This is a genomic window from Allopontixanthobacter confluentis, from assembly GCF_009827615.1.
GTDB lineage: Bacteria > Pseudomonadota > Alphaproteobacteria > Sphingomonadales > Sphingomonadaceae > Allopontixanthobacter > Allopontixanthobacter confluentis.
This window is the reverse complement of record NZ_WTYU01000001.1, coordinates 1,507,599-1,526,051: the sequence shown is the minus strand read 5'-3', so window position 1 is coordinate 1,526,051 and position 18,453 is coordinate 1,507,599. Positions and strand designations below refer to the sequence as shown.

The window sequence follows — 18,453 nt, the reverse complement described above, 5'->3', positions numbered from 1 at the left end:
GGCACACAGGCGCCGTAGCCGCCCGCCCAGCCGAATTGTCGCCTGGAGGAACCCGGCTAGATAATTTCGCCAGCCAGCGAATTGCCCATCGCATCAACCAGACGGGTGCGAACAATATCGCCAATCGCAATGTCAGCGCTGTCTGCCGCCGCATTTTCCGGGCCATAGAAATGGACGGATTGCAGCCAGGGGGATTTGCCCAGCCACTGGCCGGGAAATTTGCCCTTGCGTTCCACCAGCACATCGCAGGTGCGGCCAACACTGGCTTCGTTAAAAGCCAGCTGATCACGGTTTAGCGATGCCTGCAGCCGCTGCAGGCGTTCGTCCATGACCTCGCCTGCAATCTGGCCATCCATCGTGGCTGCAGGCGTGCCCGGGCGGGGTGAATATTTGAAACTGAACGCCAGTGCATAGCCCACGGCATCCACCAGTGCCAAAGTCTCGGCAAATTCAGCTTCCGTCTCGCCCGGAAAGCCCACGATAAAATCGCCTGACAAGGCGATATCGGGTCGCGCCTGGCGGAACCGGTCGAGCAGTTTCAGATAGCTGTCTGCCGTGTGGCTGCGGTTCATGGCCTTCAGCACACGGTCGCTGCCCGATTGCACCGGCAGGTGCAGATAAGGCATCAGCTTGTCTATCTCGCCATGTGCGGCAATCAGCGCATCATCCATATCGGCAGGGTGGCTGGTGGTGTAACGGATGCGGACAAGGTCGGGCAATTGTGCCAGTTCGCGGATCAGGCCGGCCAGGCCAACCGGGCGGCCCTTGCCATCTTCGCCGCGCCAGGCATTCACATTCTGGCCCAGCAGGGTGATTTCGCGGGCGCCAGCGGCCACCAGCCGGTCCGCCTCTGTCACCAGATCGGCAAAGGGTCGCGATATTTCGGCACCGCGAGTATAAGGCACCACGCAATATGTGCAGAATTTGTCGCACCCTTCCTGCACGGTCAGAAATGCGGCAGGCGCGCTTTTGCGGCGGCGGGGCAGGGCGTCGAACTTGGCAATGGGCGGCATGTCGGTGTCGGTTGACCGTTTGCCATCCACCGCACGTTCCAGCATGGCCGGCAGCCGGTGATAGGCCTGCGGCCCCACCACCATGCTGACCGCTGGTGCGCGCGCCATGATTTCTTCGCCTTCTGCCTGCGCCACACATCCTGCGACTGCGATAAGGGGCGGGGTTTCCTTGCCCTTGAGCAATCGGCCAATGTCGGAATAGACCTTTTCAGCCGCTTTTTCGCGAATATGACAGGTGTTGAGCACAACCAGATCGGCATCTTCGCCCTCGGCAGCGGGAGTGATCCCCTGTTCGTCCAGCATTTCTGCCATACGTTCGCCATCATAGACGTTCATCTGGCAGCCGAAGCTTTTGACCCGATAGGTCCTGGGAGGTGCAGTTTTGCGCATGGGCCGGGGCCTATACCGATATCGCAGATTATTCCAAGGGCACTTGGTCTTGTGGCGCATGGTAGCGAACCGGCACGACATCATGTTTGAACTCGCGCAGTGGCCTGCCCAACTGGGTCATCAGCGCCGCTTCAATGGCCGCACGCGCACGCGCACCAATGGCTTTGCGCCCGCGAAATTCTTCCGGGCTGAACGGTTCAAGAAAATGCAGCTTTAGTGAAAAAGTGCCCTTTCGGGCCAGCACGCGCTTGGCATTATTGCCGCCGCCTTCATCGCCAATCCACGCGATTTCTTCCGCCACCGCGCCATATTCCAGCAACACCGGCTGGACCATAACGCCCGGCGGCGGCGGCTCCAGTACACTGAGCATGGAAGTCTTGAACGGTAACAGGGACTGGCCATCTGTCGTGGTGCCTTCAGGGAAAACCGTGATCGACCAATTATCTGCCAGCGCGGTGCGCAGCTGGTTGATCTGTTCGGCCACGCCCATGCGGTTTTCCCGTTTCACAAAAACGGTGCGATTGAGGCTGCACAGCCAGCTGATGACCGGCACTTCGGACAAGTCCGCCTTGGCGACAAAGGCTGTGCCGCTGGCGCCGGCCAGGGCAAGTATGTCGAGCCATGACAAATGATTGGAGACGAAGAACACATCGCGCCGCAGCGGCGTGCCCACCTTCGTCACCCGCGCCCCGGCGATGCGGGCTGACAGGCCCAGAAACCACATCGGGAAGGGCGATCCATAAGCGAAGATACGGTAGAAAAAATGCAGCGGCACAAAAATGGCCAGCAGCACGATCAACAGGAACAGGCGGACCGAAAAGCGCAATTTTTCCCGCAGCGTCAGGATGGTGTTCTCGCCGCGTTCAGCCGCTGCGCGCCGCTCTGCGTTCATCAGCTTTCGCGGTCCAGCTTGACCCCGTATAATTCCATTCGGTGGTCAACCAGCCGGTAGCCCAGCTTTTCGGCAATCTGGCGTTGCAGTGCTTCCAGTTCCGGGTCGACAAATTCCACCACCTTGCCGCTCTCCACGTCGATCAGATGGTCGTGATGGGCTTCCGGCGCTGCTTCATAACGCGCCCGGCCATCGCCGAAATCATGCCGGTCAAGGATGCCAGCTTCTTCGAACAGGCGCACTGTGCGGTACACGGTGGCAATCGAAATTTTTGGGTCAATCGCAGAGGCGCGCTGATGCAGGGCCTCCACATCAGGATGGTCCTCGCTTTCGGACAGCACGCGCGCAATGACCCGCCGCTGTTCGGTGATCCGTAAACCGCGCTCGGCGCAGAGTTGTTCGAGGTCTATCCGTTGCTGCAAGAGTAACCCTTCAAATGAAAACGCCCCGAACCCTTATAGGGCCGGGGCGCTGTTCTCAAGCACCGGGGTGCAATGATCATCAGGGGTGATTGTCAGGCGGGCTGTTTATTCCGCTTATACGGCGGCCTTGCGGCGGCCACGCTTCTGGCCAGGCTTACGGCCCAGGCCGATTTTCTTGGCCAGATCGCGGCGCGTCTCGGCATAGGCAGGGGCAACCATGGGATAGTCGCTCGCCAGATCCCAGCGGGCACGATATTCATCGGGCGTCATGCCATGTTCGGTCATGAGGTGCCGTTTGAGCATCTTCATTTTCTTGCCATCTTCCAGGCACACGATGTGGTCACGCTTGACCGATGCGCGGACGGTGACGGCAGGATCGGGGCGCTCTTCCATGCTCAACGTTTCTGTGCCAAGATTTGCCAGCGCGTTGTAAACATTGGTAATAAGTGCCGGAACTTCATCTGCCGACAAGCTATTGTTACTGACATGAGCCGAGACGATGTCTGACGCCAATGTAATCAGTGTTTCAGACATATCATGTTCTGTATTATTCATTGAAACCTCTTTTGCGACCTATTCGACGGTATGGTTTTTGCATACTCTGCCGCTCAATTAGGCAAGTGTCAGCGTTTATACAAGATAATGTCACAAATTTACAGCATGGCAATAAAAGAAAGCATCCGCCGATATTACAGGGCAATACTGAATGTTATCGCGTCGATTTTGCTGCCATCAGCAAGAGAATAATACTGTTTCCGTCGGCCAATCGGCAAGAAGCCGAAGGTTCGGTAGATTTTCTCCGCCGGATTATTGCTCCGCATTTCGAGGAACATGGTGCTCGCTCCGCGCTTACTGGCATCGGCCGCTAGCTGACCAAGCAATGCTTTGCCCAAGCCTGATCTGCGATATTCGGGTCTTACCGCAATAAGTAACAGTTCTTCTTCACCGGCAATATGTCGGCTTAATGTAAAACCGGCAACTGGCTGGTCAGCGCTGCTTTTCACGCCATGCGGATCAATCAGAAAATAATGGGTCGATGGCAGAACAAGGGCATCGCCTACCTGACGGCGCGACCAGGCCTCGCCCCACTTCGGGTCGAAGGCGGCGCCCATGACCTCCATCAATCGGTCAAGATCATCCGTCATTTGGGTAATTTGGCATCGGGTGCGCGGCCATAGGCAGGCGTAAATGTTCGCAAGAATAATGGCTCGGGCAAATGCACCACATTTCGCGCATCGGGATGGGCAGTGTCCGCGCTGCCAAACCCCCGCAGTTCAACCAGCGCGTTGGCCTGTGTGCCTGCCGCCAGTTCATGGACACAGATCCGCGCCGCATCTGCGGGAGGGACGGAAGAGGCATCGCCCGATGGCAGGCCGGCCGCATTGAAATTCTGCACAAACCACTGCCCGTGGCCCGCAGTCATGCAAACGCTCACCGGCACAGCGCCATGTTGCTGGCGGGCGCCAGCGGCCACCAATGCCAGTGTCGGATAGGCGGCGGCATCAGCCTTCCACGCAAGGGCAAGGGCGCGGGCTGTCGCGATGCCAATCCTGACCCCTGTAAAACTGCCCGGACCGATGGAAACGGCAATGCGGTCCGCCTTGCCGCGATCGGGCAGGGCGGAAATCATCGGCACCAGCCGTTCCGCATGGCCCCGGCCCAGCACCTGATGATCGCTGGCGATCAATTCGCCATTTTCAAAAAGCGCCACCGAACAGGCTTCGGTGGCGCATTCAATTGCCAGCATGCGCATGAAACTAGCGTCGCCCCATCAGATATGTTCGAACAGTTTTGAAGGTCTGGCACGCCAGGCTGCCGGCTGGCAAGATGCCAGCCAGCAGCCATGGCGCCGCCATGCCTGCCTGCTTCAGACTATGGTATTGAATTTGCTGAATTCAGGGCGCGGACTGCGTTCGAAAATAGAAGTCTGGTCGCCGTAGCCGATCGAACAGATGAAATTGACTTTCACCTTGGGATCATCGGCAAAAAACGCAGCATTAAGGGCATCTGCATCAAAACCCGACATCGGCCCGCAATCGAGGCCCAATGCGCGCGCGGCAATCATCAGATATGCGCCCTGGAGGGATGAATTGCGAAAAGCGCCTTCCTTGCGGCCTTCTTCGTCGCCTTCGAACCAGCTCTTGGCATCGGCGTGCGGGAACAGCCACGGCAGTTCATCATGAAAATCAATATCCATGCCGATCAGCGCGGTTACAGGCGCGGCTTTCACCTTGTCCTTGTTGCCATCAGACACGCATTCGACCAGCCTTGCACGTGCCTCGTCCGATTTTACCCAGACAATGCGTGATGGCTGCATATTGGCCGAAGTCGGCGCCATTTTCAGCAATTCGTAAATGGCGTGGATCTGCTCATCGCTGACAGCGCGCGGCAGCCAGCCATTGTAGCTGCGGGCTTCGCGAAAAATCTGGTCCAGCGCTTCGGCGGACAGGTGGTGGTCATGAAATTGGGTGATCATTGCATTAACTCCTCAGGCGGCCCGAACTTCGGTCACTTCAGGTATATAATGCTTCAGCAGCCCTTCGATCCCGTGTTTCAGTGTAGCGGTGGATGACGGGCAGCCTGAACAGGCGCCCTGCAAGGTCAGATACACCACCCCGTCCTTGAACCCGCGATAGGCGATATCCCCGCCATCACCGGCCACCGCCGGACGGATGCGCGTTTCCAGCAATTCGCTGATCTGGGCGACGATATCGGCATTGGCCGGATCTTCTTCTACCACCATGTCATCTTCTGCGGGGATGGAAATGCCATTGGCACTGCCACCGGCAAACAGCGGCGCTTCACTGACAAAATGGTCCAGCAGAATGGCGACGACCTGCGGTTTGAGCGCTGACCATTCCGCGCCCGGCGCTGCTGTGACGGAGACAAAATCTGCCCCGAAAAACACGTTCACCACTTCACCGGTGTCAAAAATCGCTTCGGCCAGCGGCGACGCTTCTGCCGCTTCGGGCGAAGTAAATTCGCGGGTGCCAGCGGTCATCACCTGCCGGCCGGGCAGGAATTTCAGGCTGGCGGGATTGGGCGTTGCTTCTGTCTCTATAAACATCGCTTCAATCTAGGGCGGCTGACGCGTTGTAACAAGGGCTGCCATGGCGTTAGCGGGCCACGCCTTATTTGTCGGGCCAAAGTGAAACTAGCGCATCCATTCACTATCCCTTCAGCAGCAGCGCGCCTATATGACGCCCATGATAGAATTCCCGCGTGCCGTGCGGCACCTCGCGCTCATCCTTCCGCTAGCCTTTGCAACGCCCAATGTATGGGCGCAAACGGCTGATAAATTGCCGGCGGCTGCAGCCATCCAGAATGGCAAGGAAGTGCCGTGGATCTATCGCGGCAGCGATGTGCCGCAGGATACAGAATGGCTGTTTGGCGAAATGGACAACGGCCTGCGTTATGCCACCCGCAAAAACGGCGTGCCGCCCAATCAGGTTTCCATCCGGATCAGGATTGATGCAGGATCGCTGCATGAAGAAGATGCAGAGCGCGGCTTTGCCCATTTGCTGGAACATCTGACATTCCGCGAAAGCAAATATCTGGGGCAGGCCGAAGCGATTCCGACATGGCAGCGCCTTGGTGCCACTTTCGGCAGCGACACCAATGCGGAAACCAGTCCGACCCACACAGTTTACAAGCTGGATCTGCCCAATGCGACACCAACCGCAGTGGCGGAAAGTTTCAAATTGTTGTCTGGCATGATCCGCGAACCCAGGCTTTCGCCGGCCAACATCAGCGCAGAAGTGCCGATTGTGCTGGCTGAAAAGCGCGAGCGCGGCGGGGCAGGCCAGCGGGTGGCAGAAGAAACCCGCCAGGTGCTGTTTGCCGGACAGCGGCTGGCAGAACGCTTGCCCATTGGCACGGATGCAACGCTGAACGCCGCCACCGCGCCTGCTGTTCAGGCGTTCCACACCCGTTGGTATCGCCCGGAAAACACCGTTATTTCGGTTGCCGGTGATGTAGATGCCAAGGAACTGGCCGCGCTGGTGGAACACTGGTTTGGCGACTGGAAAGTAAAGGGCGCAGCCACCCCTGCACCCGATTTTGGCGATCCTGTGGCGCCCCTCGATGCTGATCCTGCCAACCCTGTTGGTGAGGCGGCCGTCATTGTCGAAGCCGATTTGCCGCGTTCGATGACCTATGCCGTCATGCGCCCGTGGCGTTCCGTTCAGGACACGATTGTCTATAATGAAGGGCTGCTGCTGGATTCGCTGTCGCAGGCGATTATCAACCGGCGGCTGGAATCGCGGGCACGGGCGGGCGGTTCCTACCTTTATGCGCAGGTCCAGCAGGATGACGTCAGCCGTTCAACCGATGCCACCTTTGTATCCTTTGCGCCGCTGACGCAGGACTGGCAGGCCGCGCTGGCGGATGTTCGCGGAGTGATCGCAGATGCGGTTTCCGCGCCGCCCACGCAGGAAGAAATCGACCGGGAAATGGCGGAATTGCAGGTTGCCTTTGCCAGTTCGGTGGAGCAGCGCGCCGTCATGGCGGGGTCCGGCCTTGCGGACAGTATCGTGCAGGCAGTGGATATTCGCGAAGCGGTGGCCGCGCCGGAAACCGTGCTGCTGGTGTTCAACGGAATGCGGGACCAGTTCACGCCGGATAATGTGCTGGCCCATACGCGGGCGCTGTTTTCAGGTGACGTGATCCGCGCCACATATATCACGCCCGATGGCGCAGAAGCATCGGCCGCTGCGCTGCGGACAGCCATGCAAACGCCGATTGCAGCAGATGGCGGCGCGCGTCTGGCGGCCAGTGCGATATCTTTTGATGACCTTCCGCCCATTGGCAAACCCGGCACAGTGTCTGCCACTGGCCCGCTGGGCCTGCTGGGCATCGAGCGGGTGGAATTTGCCAATGGGGTAAAAGCCATCCTGTGGGCCAATGATGCAGAACCGGGCCGGGTGGCGTTGAAAGTGCGCTTCGGCTCCGGTTATCGCGGCTTCAGCCCGGACGATGCAGCCTATATCGGCCTTGGCGAAATGGCGCTGGTCGGGTCGGGCATTGGTGATCTGGGGCAGGAAGAACTGGACCGCATTTCCAATGGCCGCAAGATGGGCTTTGATTTTGCGATCGGTGACGGGGTGTTCACATTCTCCGCCCAGACGCGCGCTGCCGATCTGGCCGATCAGCTGTACCTGTTTGCTGCCAAGCTGGGCATGCCGCGCTGGGATGCAAACCCGGTAATCCGCGCCAAGGCCGCATCACGGCTGGCGTATGAAAGCTATGCCTCCAGCCCGGGCGGTGTCCTGTCGCGCGATCTGGATTATCTTCTTCACGCAAAGGATGGCCGCTATCTCACGCCTGATCCCGCAGCCATTGAAGCGGCCACGCCGGAAGGCTTCCGCAAGGTATGGGAACCGCTGCTGAAGCAGGGCCCGGTCGAAGTGCTGGTGTTTGGCGAATTTGACCGGGATGCAACGATTGAATCCCTGCGCAAGACATTCGGCGCATTGTCACCGCGTAACGCAATCCCGGCGGATGTTGCGGCCCGCGTTCCAGCGTTTCCTGCCGCTGAGGCAGGCCCTGTCGTGCTGACCCATCGCGGGGATGCCAACCAGGCAGCGGCGGTCATGGCATGGCCCAGCAGTGGCGGCGTGGCCAATCTGCGCGAATCGCGCCAGCTGGAAATCCTGACGGATCTGTTCAACAATCGGCTGGTGGACGCCATGCGCGAACGGGCCGGTGCCAGCTATGCACCGCAGGTCAATTCGCGCTGGCCGGTGGATGTGGATGGCGGCGGCGCTATCACCGCACTTGCCCAATTGCGGCCCGAAGATGTGCCGGCCTTCTTTGCGGCGGCCGATGCCATTGCGCTGGACCTGGCCAATAACCCTGCCGGTGATGATGAACTGGCGCGCGTGACAGAACCGCTGAAGCAGCTGATCAGCCGCGCTTCGACGGGCAATACATTCTGGATGTTTCAGGTCGAAGGGTCCACGCATGACCCGCGGCGGGTGGACATGATCCGCTCATTACTGAGCGATTACACCCAGACCACGCCTGCCGCCATGCAGGCGCTGGCCCGCCGTTATCTGGCTGCGCGGCCCGGTTTTCGTCTGGCGGTCATTCCCGAAGGCCAAGAACTGGCCACAGCAGGCGCTGGCCAGCCTGCTGCTGCGGGCGCTGCTTTGACAGGACGGTAAAGCTGCGCCTTTGGCGGCCATGGTTTTAATGGCGTTGCAGCGCAGCTGTCTTTGCCATTGAGTGGCGCAGCGCGTAGATACGCCTGGAAAATGAAACCGGAAGATTGAAAAGTGGCACAAAACTGGACCCCCGATAGCTGGAAATCGCACGAGGCGCGGCATTTGCCCGTCTATGAAGACGCTGCAGAATTGGCCAGCGCGGAAGCCACATTGTCCAATTATCCGCCACTGGTATTTGCTGGCGAAGCACGCGCCCTGAAAGCGGATCTGGCTGACGTTTCGGCAGGCAAGGCATTCCTACTGCAAGGCGGCGACTGCGCTGAAAGTTTCGCAGAATTCCACCCCAACAACATCCGCGATACTTTCCGCGTGCTGTTGCAGATGGCAGTCGTGCTGACTTTTGCCGGCAAGCTGCCAGTGGTAAAAGTTGGCCGGATGGCTGGCCAGTTTGCCAAGCCGCGCAGCGCCGCCACCGAGACGCTTAACGGGGTCACCTTGCCCAGTTATTTCGGGGACAATATCAACGGTATTGAATTTGACCCTGAAACGCGCCGCAACGATCCGCAGCGCATGGTGCGCGCCTATTCGCAGGCCGCATCCACGCTGAATCTGCTGCGCGCCTTTGCCACGGGTGGTTATGCAAACCTGCGGCAGGTACATCAGTGGACGCTGGAATTCATGGGCCGTTCGCCATGGGCGGACAAATTCGCCCAGACTGCTGACCGGATTGGCGAGGCTCTCGATTTCATGGAAGCCTGCGGGATTGATCCTGCCACCGTCCCCCAATTGCAGGGCACCAGTTTCTATACCAGCCACGAAGCCTTGCTGCTGCCTTACGAACAAAGCATGGCGCGGCGCGATTCGCTGACGGGCGACTGGTATGACACCAGCGCCCACATGGTGTGGATTGGCGACCGCACCCGTTTCGAAGGGTCTGCCCATGTTGAATTCTGCCGCGGCATTGGCAATCCGCTGGGCATGAAATGCGGGCCGAGCATGGAACCTGATGCGCTGATCCGCCTGCTCGATACCTTGAACCCCAAGCGAGAGGCTGGGCGGATGACGCTGATCAGCCGGTTCGGGCATGACAAGGTGGAAGCGGGCCTGGTGCCGCTGGTGCGCGCCGTGGCCCGTGAAGGGCATGACGTGGTCTGGTCATGCGATCCGATGCACGGCAACGTGGTCAAGGCGGACAGCGGCTACAAAACGCGGCCCTTTGATCGGATCTTGAGCGAAGTGAAGGGCTTTTTTGCCGTCCACCGCGCAGAGGGCACCCATGCCGGCGGCATCCACATTGAAATGACTGGCCAGGATGTGACCGAATGCACCGGCGGCGCAGTCGCGATTACCGATGCGCGTCTGGGTGATCGTTATCACACCCATTGCGACCCGCGCCTCAATGCCGCGCAATCGCTGGAACTGGCATTCTTGCTGGCCGAAATGCTCAACCTGGAAATGGCGGAACGTCAGGCGAATGCTGCCTGACACGGGTGCTTAATTCGGGGGGCAGGCAGCATTGCTGACCTTTGGCGGAACAAAATAGGGCCATCTGCCTTTAAATTTGCAGGACATTCGGCCATGTTACGGGCCGGGTGACTTGTGGCAGAAGGGTTTTACAGATTTCCAGTCAAGCGAGTGCGGACCAGACACACTTTCCCCAGCCTGCGCCTTCGGCCAGTTTGGCGGATGCCTATCGCGCAAGTCGCCGTTTGACGCAGGCGCTGGTCGCGCCCCTGTCCGATGCTGATGCCACGCTGCAATCCATGGAAGATGCCTCGCCTGCAAAATGGCACCTGGCGCATACCAACTGGTTTTTCGAAACTTTCCTGCTGCGCGATCATGGCACCGGTTTTCAGCTGTTTGACGAAAAATGGCCCTTCCTGTTCAATTCCTATTACGAGGCAGAAGGGGCGCGCATTTCGCGTCTTTCCCGCGGAATGCTGTCGCGTCCGACAGTGGCGCAAATTCTTGAATGGCGCAGCGCAATCGATGCGGCGATGGAAGGCCTGCTGGACGATCCCGCTCTTGCGCCGCTGATCGCGCTGGGAATTTCGCACGAGCAGCAGCATCAGGAATTGCTGCTGACCGATATCAAACATGCATTGTTCCAGAACCCCCTTGGCCCCGCCATGTGGGATGATGCCGCACCGGCGGATGTGATCCAAACGACCGATCAGGCCTGGCATTCCCACCCCGGCGGGATCGTGATGATGGGCCATCAGGGCAGCGGCTTTGCCTTTGACAATGAAGGCCCGGCACACCGCGTTCTGCTGGAACCTTTCGCCTTGGCGGACCGGCTGGTGACCAATGGGGAATGGGCGCAATTCATCGCCGATGGCGGCTATCGCACGGCTGGCTTGTGGCTGTCGGACGGCTGGGCATGGGTGCAGCAAAATGGCATCGATGCACCGCTTTACTGGCATGAGGGCGATCATTTCACGCACACTGGCTGGCGCGGGCGCGATCCGGCGGCGCCGGTGAGCCACATTTCCTATTACGAAGCAGATGCCTTTGCCACATGGGCAGGGGCGCGTCTGCCGACCGAGAATGAATGGGAAGCCATCGGCCAGCAGGATGATGCGCGCGGGGGCAATCAGCTCGACAGCGCAGTGCCCCCGTCGCCTTGTGGCGGGACAGCCCTGTTTGGTGATTGCTGGCAATTCACCCGGTCGGCCTATTTGCCCTATCCCCGCTTCAAGCCGGCAGAAGGCGCAGTGGGCGAATATAATGGCAAGTTCATGTCCGGCCAGTTCGTGCTGAAAGGTGCCAGCTGCGCCACGGCGCGCGGCCATTCGCGCAGTTCCTATCGCAATTTCTTCTATCCGCATCAGCGGTGGCAATTTACCGGCCTCAGGCTGGCCAGGGATATCTGATGACTGTCAAACCACAAACCAGCATGACCGGACTCGAACTGGTGGACCGCGATGATGATGGGGTCGACCGCGCTTTCAGGGCCGATGTTCTGGCCGGCCTGTCGCAAGACCAGAAGGCGATACCGGCGCGCTGGTTTTACGATGAGCTCGGGTCTGAACTGTTCGAGGATATAACTGTTCAGCCGGAATATTACCCGACCCGCGCAGAAACGGAAATTCTGGACCGGTGCGCAAGTGAATTTGCCGATGCCATTGGCGCTGGTCAGGCCGTGGTGGAATTTGGCTCCGGCAGTTCGGTCAAGACGCCGCTGCTGCTGCGTGCCATCCAGCCTGCCGCCTATGTTCCGCTGGACATTTCGGGCGATTTCCTGCGCGCTGCGGCGGCGGATTTGTCGGCCAAATTCCCCGGCCTGCCAGTCCATCCGGTAGAGGCGGATTTCATGCGCCGGGTGGAATTGCCAGCCGAGATTGGCGCTTTGCCCAAGCTGGGCTTTTTCCCGGGGTCCACCATCGGCAATATGGTCGCGCCAACCGCGGTGGATTTGCTGCGCAATATGGGGCAGACACTGGGCACAGGATCGATGTTGCTGATCGGGATGGATCTGGTCAAGGATGCGGCAATTCTCGAGGCTGCCTATGATGATGCAGCAGGCGTGACAGCCGCGTTCAATCTCAATCTGGCGCACCGCGTCAACGGTGAATTGGGCGGCACAATTCCGGTGGACCAACTGCGCCATGTGGCGCGTTGGAATGATGATTTTGCCCGGATAGAAATGCATCTGGAAGCCCAATGCGACATCACTTTTGAAGTCGCAGGACAGCCTTTGACAATGGTTGAGGGCGAGACAATCCATACAGAAAACAGCCACAAATTCACCGCTCGCAGCGCAAATATGCTGTTGCTGTGTGGCGGCTGGACTCCCTTGAAGCGGTGGACGGATACAGAAGACCGCTTTTCGCTCATCCTGGCGCAATCCACTCCGCCGCGCAGCGCGCCTTGAGCGACGGGGATAGTGTCGTTTTGACAAAAATTGGCATTGTGGGCGGCGGAATGGCTGGCCTGTCCTGCGCAACGGCGCTTGCCCGCAGAGGGATTGCCAGCACGATTTTCGACAAGGGGCGCGGGCCCGGTGGGCGCATGGCCACGCGGCGGGCTGAAGTTGGCGGGCGCGAATTGCGTTTCGACCATGGGGCGCAGTTTTTCACCGCGCGGGATGATGCGTTCATCAGGCAATGCACGCAATGGCAGGACGCTGGCGTCATAGCGCCGTGGCCCGCGGCAGGCACTGGCGCAATGGTGGGCACACCGGCCATGAATGCGCCGCTTCGCCATATGGCAGAAACGCTGGATGTGCGCTGGGGGCAGCGGATTGATGCGATATATTTCGCAAACGGGAGATGGTCGCTCGATAGCCAGGGCGACAGGTTGGATGGCTTCACCCATCTGGTAGTGGCCTTGCCAGCAGAACAGGCGGCCGTGATGCTGGAACCGGTTGCCACAGCCTTTGCCCAAGAGGCCGCATCGGCAGTGTCTGAACCCTGCTGGGCAGTGATGGCCCTGTTCGCCCGGCCTTTGGAAACGCCCGGAATGGCCATTATGGGTGACGTCATCCGTGAACCGGGGGCAGATATCTCATGGGCCGCGCGCAATGGTGCAAAACCGGGGCGCGCGGGGGATGAAAGCTGGGTCATCCACGCATCGCCAGAATATTCAAGGGCCTTGCTGGACCAGCCAGCAGACGCTGTAGCGCAGGCAATATTGGCGCGTTTCTTTGCCGAAACAGGCGCTGCGCCGGCAGACCCCACCCATCTGGCAGCCCACCGCTGGCTCTATGCCAAGGTGCAGCCGGTTGCAGGCGCGCGAAGCCGGTGGGATGCGGCGATGTGTCTGGGCGTGACGGGCGACTGGCTGGTGCAGCCGCGCGTTGAAGGAGCGTGGCTTTCAGGCCATGATCTGGCGGCACGCATCGCCGCATCGCTGGATGGCGCCGGTCACAGCGTCGATACTGCGTAAACCTGCCGTCATTCATGGACCATTTGGCTGATGCATCCTATATCCGGTCCATGTCACTTGCAGAAATCTGGAGCACGCTTGCCGGCGTGATTGCGCAAATACCCCGATCAGGCCTGCTTGTGGCCGTTCTGTCGGCGCTGGTAGCTGGCTGGATCGGCGCGATGATGGTGCGCCGCCGCGTCCCGCTGGGCCGGTTTGTCAGATCTGCCAGCACCGTTGCGCTCGCCTGCATTCTGGTAACAGTCGTGCTGCAATTGTCCCGGTTCGATTCCCGGATGGATTTCGCGATACCTGAAATGGGCATGCCGCAACAATCAGTGGAGGGCGGGGAGACGCGCATTCCGCTGGCACCCGATGGCCATTTCTGGCTGAGCGCACAGGTGAACGGCCAGCCGGTTTCGTTCATGATCGACACGGGCGCGACCTTGACCGCAGTGTCGGACAGCGTTGCCGCGCGTGCAGGCCTGGAACCCCGCCGGGGCGGCATTCCCATCCGGCTGACCACGGCCAATGGCACAATTGCAGCGCAAATCACCACCATTGACGAATTGCGGTTCGGTAATGTGGCCGCGCGCGGCCTGGATGCAGTGATGGCGCCCAATCTGGGGGAAACCAATGTGATCGGGATGAACCTTCTGTCGCGGCTCAAATCTTGGCGGGTGGAAGATAACACGCTTATTCTCGTGCCCAATAATCCGCAGCCGGTCGTGGACGCTCAATAGGTTAGGGCGCTTGCCGTAACTGCCGCGCTGGTGCATCACCCGGCGTATGACCAAATCTGCAAAATTCGCGTCCTTCGCCCTGCTGCTCTCCCTCGCGCTGGTCGCCTGGTTTGCCGTGGCTGCCTTCGGTCCCAAATTCGGGCTGTTCAGCTGGAAAATCGGTTTCGGCACGATGACCGCAGGCTGGGGCATTTATCTTATTGGCGCGGTGGCGCTGGTCGCTGTCATTGCCCTCATCGCGGTGTTGATCCGCGCTCCGCGTAAAGGCTGGGCCAGGGCACTGGTTGCGCTGCTGATACCGGCAGCATTTTTCTTCGCCTTGGGTTCTGTGAAAACGACTGCGGACAGCGTGCCGCCCATTCACGACGTATCGACCAATCTGGTGGACCCGCCGATGTATTCGCAAGCCACGCTGGATTTGCGCACATCGCTGGAAGCCAATCCGATCAATGATTTTCAGACCCCGCTGGGCCAGCTTGAAATGTGGCAAGGTGAACGCTTTGCCGATGTTGCTGACAAGACTGCCGGTGATCTGATTGCAGATGCATTTCCCCGCTTGCAGACAGTGCGTCTGGCGATGCCGGCAGACCAGGCGATTGACCGGGTCTCGTCGGTTATGACAGATGCCGGACTTCATGATGTCAAAATCCGCGGCAGCCAGATCGAAGGCGTGGCGGAAACTTTTCTCTATGGTTTCAGGGATGATGTGGTCGCGCGGGTTCGGCCTGCCAACGGCGGCAGCGAAGTGGATTTCCGCTCCACCTCGCGCGTTGGCCTCAGCGATCTGGGCGTGAATGCGAAACGCGTCGCTGACCTTATCGATGCGTTGAACGCCGAAACCTGAGGTTCAGGCCTGACTATGACTATCCGCCGCAATGCCCTGTTCCAGAATGGACCGGGCAATGGCCGCCAGTTCCTTGGCAGGGCGGTCATCTGACCAAACGCCGTAACGCAGGCCCAGAAATACGTTCATGCCCATCAGCGCCCAGGCGTGCGCTTCTTCCATGCCCGTGCGGAATTCACCCTTGTCCATGCCGGCCTGCAAACGGGCTGTGATGCGTGTGGCAGTGGTTTCGTAATGTTCGCGGTAACTTGCCGGATCGACAAATTCCGCTTCATCGATGATGCGGTAGATTTCCTTGTGGTCGCGCGCAAAGTTGAGGAACGACGCAAGGGCTGCTTCCTCGGTTTCGAACGCTGACAGGCCGGGGCCGACGGAACTGCCGACGGTTTTCCGCACACGTTCGCTCATGTCCCGCACCAGCGCGCGGAAGACATCATCCTTGGTATCGAAATAGGTGTAGAAACTGCCCAGCGCCGTGCCCGCGCGGCGAGTGATGCCGCTGATGGAGGCATCGTGAAAGCCGCGCTCGCCAAATTCCGCCTCTGCCGCATCCAGCAATTTGCGCATCGTCTGTTGGCCCCGCGCTGTGCGTGGCCGCTTGGCGGCATTTTGTCCTACGGCGCTCTTTCCTACACTCATGCCCGAAATTGTTAGACGGACAGGGAAAATTTACAAGCAGAACTTGAAAGTTGGTTCAACATTCAATATTCAGCCAGCAATAGTCTTGGGAGGATAAACATAATGATATTTTCGCGTAGATTCGCATGCACTCTTCTGGCGGGCGCTGCCGCAGTCGCCCTGACCGATGCTCCGCTCAAAGCGCAGGAAGCATCCAACCCTGCCGCCACCGAAAATCTTGGCGGCGATGTCATTGTGGTGACCGCACGCCGCCGCGAAGAACGGCTGCAGGATGTGCCCATTTCCATCAGCGCCATCAGCGGGGAAACGCTGGCCAAGCAAGGCACGCTGGAACTGACTGCCATCGCGCAGGAAGTGCCGAACCTCACTCTGGAAGTTTCGCGCGGGACCAACACCACGCTGACGGCATTCATCCGCGGGGTCGGCCAGCAGGACCCGGTCGCCGGGTTTGAAGCGGGCGTCGGGCTTTATGTCGATGATGTATACCTCAACCGTCCGCAGGCTGCAGTGCTCGACATTTACGATGTCGAACGGATCGAGGTTTTGCGCGGGCCGCAGGGCACTTTATATGGCCGCAACACGATTGGCGGCGCGATCAAATATGTCACCAGCCGCCTGTCGGCTGATCCGGAATTCAAGATCCGCGGCACCTATGGTTCGTATGATCAGGCAGATGTCGTGGTCAGCGGGTCTGTACCGCTTGGCGAGACGCTGCGCTTCGGGGCCAGTGCTGCGCGCCTCAGCCGGGGCGGGTATGGTGACAATCTGGTGCAACCGGGGGTTGAAAACTACAATAAGGATCTGTGGGGTGGCCGCGCCACTCTGGAATTCGACAATGGGCCATTATTTGTCCGCCTGTCGGGCGATTACATCAACGATACCAGCGATCCGCGCCAGGGCACGCGCCTGATTACCAGCCTGTTCACCGGCCAGCCGGTGCTGGATGATATCTATGATACACGTGCCGGGCTTGATGTGGTGAAACAGGAAGTGGAAGCCTATGGCGGCGCGCTTGCAATCGGCCTGGAAATCAGCCCGGCCATCACGCTGAAGTCGATCACCGGATACCGCAAGGACAAGTCCACCACGCCAATCGATTTTGACAGTCTGGCCGCATCCGATCTTGATGTTCCGGCCATCTACAAGAACGACCAGATCAGCCAGGAATTCCAGCTGCTCTATGAAACCGACAGGCTGAACGGCGTGATCGGCGCCTATTATCTGGATGCCGATGCCTTCACCGCGTTTGACGTTGCCCTGTTCACGACAGGCGCCCTGATTGGCCGCCCCGGCCTCAATGCGCAGACGCTGGGTGATGTCAGCACCAAGACATGGTCGGTCTTTGGTGACTTCACTTTTGATATCACTGAGCAACTGGCGATTTCGCTGGGTGGGCGTTACACCCATGACAAACGTGCGTCGCGGATTTTGCGGACCACATTTGTCGGCGGATTTTCCGACCTGTTTGGCGGACCAGCGGTTCCCCTAGCTGTCACTTCGGACTTTGATGGCAGCCGTACTTTCAAGGAATTCACACCGCGCGCATCCATCAGTTTCAAGCCGAACAACAATCACAATTTCTACATCAGCTACGCACAGGGCTTCAAGGGCGGCGGTTTTGACCCGCGCGGCCAGACTTCCGCAGCGCCTGACCTTAACGGCAGCGGCGCACGCGATGCGGAAGATATTTTCAATTTCCTCAGCTTCGATCCTGAAACCGTGGATAGCTACGAAATCGGCTGGAAGGGATCCTTGCTGGATAACCGCCTGAACATCAGCCTGGCTGCGTTCAAAGGCGATTATAATGACGTGCAGATCCCCGGTTCTGTCGGCGTGGATACCAACAATGACGGGGTGAATGACAGTTTCATCGGCATCACTTCCAACGCTGCCAGCGCCGATGTGAACGGCGTGGAATTTGAAGGGCGCGCATTGGTCGGGGCTGATTTTGCGGGGGCCGGCAGCCGGCTCAACGTGAACTGGTCGCTGGGTTATCTCGACGCGAAATATAACACTTTCATCGATGCTTTCGGTAATGATGTGGCTGATCAGCGGGTGTTCCAGAATACCCCTGAATTCACGGTTCACGCCGGTTTCGATCTCGGCTTGCCAATGGCCGGGGGGATGGTGGATTTCCTCGGCTCTGTGTCGACCCGGAGCGATGCCAGCCAGTTTGAAGTGCCCAACGCGTTCCTTGATCAGGATGGCTTCTCGCTCGTGGATGCCAGCATCGTCTATACTGACAGTGCAGACCGCTTCACCATCGGCCTGCACGGGAAAAACCTGTTCGATAAACGCTATATCGTGTCAGGCTATAATTTCGTGACCGGCGGCACGGGCGGCGTTCCGTTCCGCTCCACTCTGGGCCTGGAAGGCACGCTGACAGGTTTCTACGGCGATCCGCGGCGGTTCTACGTAACCGGTGAAGTGCGCTTCTAAACAGCGCCAAGCCGAACCACAGCGCGCGCCATGCCATCCGG

17 protein-coding genes are annotated in these 18,453 nt (G+C 59.4%); 8 read left to right on the top strand and 9 right to left on the bottom strand.

The genetic code is table 11. The features are described from left to right. Positions 1–56: 56 nt before the first annotated feature. From miaB to GRI44_RS07155, 8 genes are all read right to left on the bottom strand, one after another. Positions 57–1,403 carry a tRNA (N6-isopentenyl adenosine(37)-C2)-methylthiotransferase MiaB gene (gene miaB, locus GRI44_RS07190; protein ID WP_160600712.1) on the bottom strand — a complete coding sequence of 449 codons (1,347 nt, stop codon included), beginning with the start codon at positions 1,401–1,403 and terminating at the stop codon, positions 57–59. A gap of 28 nt (positions 1,404–1,431) precedes the next feature. Then, positions 1,432–2,295 (bottom strand): lysophospholipid acyltransferase family protein, encoded by an 864-nt coding sequence (locus tag GRI44_RS07185; protein ID WP_160600711.1) that lies wholly within the window; start codon positions 2,293–2,295, stop codon positions 1,432–1,434. Then, positions 2,295–2,717 (bottom strand): Fur family transcriptional regulator, encoded by a 423-nt coding sequence (locus GRI44_RS07180; RefSeq protein WP_160600710.1) that lies wholly within the window; start codon positions 2,715–2,717, stop codon positions 2,295–2,297. The genes GRI44_RS07185 and GRI44_RS07180 overlap by 1 nt, the downstream gene beginning before the upstream one ends. A gap of 114 nt (positions 2,718–2,831) precedes the next feature. Continuing rightward, positions 2,832–3,272, bottom strand: coding sequence for a MucR family transcriptional regulator (locus GRI44_RS07175; protein WP_160600709.1), 441 nt, complete (start codon positions 3,270–3,272; stop codon positions 2,832–2,834). Between the two features lie 134 nt (positions 3,273–3,406). Beyond that, entirely contained in the window at positions 3,407–3,862 is a 456-nt protein-coding gene (locus GRI44_RS07170; protein ID WP_160600707.1) for a GNAT family N-acetyltransferase, read from the bottom strand. Continuing rightward, on the bottom strand, positions 3,859–4,470 hold the full coding sequence (tsaB, locus tag GRI44_RS07165) for a tRNA (adenosine(37)-N6)-threonylcarbamoyltransferase complex dimerization subunit type 1 TsaB (protein ID WP_160600704.1): 612 nt from the start codon (positions 4,468–4,470) through the stop codon (positions 3,859–3,861). The genes GRI44_RS07170 and tsaB overlap by 4 nt, the downstream gene beginning before the upstream one ends. Positions 4,471–4,584: 114 nt before the next feature. Then, positions 4,585–5,193: a malonic semialdehyde reductase gene (locus GRI44_RS07160; protein WP_160600702.1), complete on the bottom strand. Its 609-nt coding sequence runs from the start codon at positions 5,191–5,193 to the stop codon at positions 4,585–4,587. A 12-nt stretch (positions 5,194–5,205) separates the two neighbouring features. Next, on the bottom strand, positions 5,206–5,784 hold the full coding sequence (locus GRI44_RS07155; RefSeq protein WP_160600700.1) for a NifU family protein: 579 nt from the start codon (positions 5,782–5,784) through the stop codon (positions 5,206–5,208). A gap of 139 nt (positions 5,785–5,923) precedes the next feature. Between GRI44_RS07155 and GRI44_RS07150 the strand changes: the two genes are divergently transcribed. The 7 genes from GRI44_RS07150 (at position 5,924) to GRI44_RS07120 (ending at position 15,334) form a co-directional block, all read left to right on the top strand. Beyond that, entirely contained in the window at positions 5,924–8,881 is a 2,958-nt protein-coding gene (locus tag GRI44_RS07150) for a M16 family metallopeptidase (RefSeq protein ID WP_160600698.1), read from the top strand. 111 nt (positions 8,882–8,992) lie between these two features. Continuing rightward, positions 8,993–10,366, top strand: coding sequence for a class II 3-deoxy-7-phosphoheptulonate synthase (locus GRI44_RS07145; protein WP_160600696.1), 1,374 nt, complete (start codon positions 8,993–8,995; stop codon positions 10,364–10,366). Positions 10,367–10,560: 194 nt separating this feature from the next. Further along, a complete protein-coding gene (gene egtB / locus GRI44_RS07140) occupies positions 10,561–11,754 on the top strand; it encodes an ergothioneine biosynthesis protein EgtB (protein ID WP_202386154.1) in 1,194 nt (397 codons plus the stop codon). Then, on the top strand, positions 11,754–12,755 hold the full coding sequence (gene egtD, locus GRI44_RS07135; RefSeq protein ID WP_232843000.1) for an L-histidine N(alpha)-methyltransferase: 1,002 nt from the start codon (positions 11,754–11,756) through the stop codon (positions 12,753–12,755). Before egtB ends, egtD begins: the two co-directional genes overlap by 1 nt. 38 nt (positions 12,756–12,793) lie before the next feature. After that, positions 12,794–13,768 carry an NAD(P)/FAD-dependent oxidoreductase gene (locus GRI44_RS07130; protein WP_332872387.1) on the top strand — a complete coding sequence of 325 codons (975 nt, stop codon included), beginning with the start codon at positions 12,794–12,796 and terminating at the stop codon, positions 13,766–13,768. A 14-nt stretch (positions 13,769–13,782) separates the two neighbouring features. Next, positions 13,783–14,490: a retropepsin-like aspartic protease family protein gene (locus tag GRI44_RS07125; protein WP_232842999.1), complete on the top strand. Its 708-nt coding sequence runs from the start codon at positions 13,783–13,785 to the stop codon at positions 14,488–14,490. Between the two features lie 46 nt (positions 14,491–14,536). Next, positions 14,537–15,334 carry a DUF1499 domain-containing protein gene (locus GRI44_RS07120; protein WP_160600692.1) on the top strand — a complete coding sequence of 266 codons (798 nt, stop codon included), beginning with the start codon at positions 14,537–14,539 and terminating at the stop codon, positions 15,332–15,334. 3 nt (positions 15,335–15,337) lie between these two features. Here the strand turns inward: GRI44_RS07120 and GRI44_RS07115 are convergent, their stop codons facing one another. Beyond that, on the bottom strand, positions 15,338–15,973 hold the full coding sequence (locus tag GRI44_RS07115) for a TetR/AcrR family transcriptional regulator (protein WP_160600690.1): 636 nt from the start codon (positions 15,971–15,973) through the stop codon (positions 15,338–15,340). Positions 15,974–16,075: 102 nt separating this feature from the next. Here GRI44_RS07115 and GRI44_RS07110 point away from each other — a divergent pair, with 102 nt between their 5' ends. Then, on the top strand, positions 16,076–18,412 hold the full coding sequence (locus GRI44_RS07110) for a TonB-dependent receptor (RefSeq protein ID WP_160600688.1): 2,337 nt from the start codon (positions 16,076–16,078) through the stop codon (positions 18,410–18,412). The last annotated feature ends 41 nt before the right edge of the window (positions 18,413–18,453 follow it).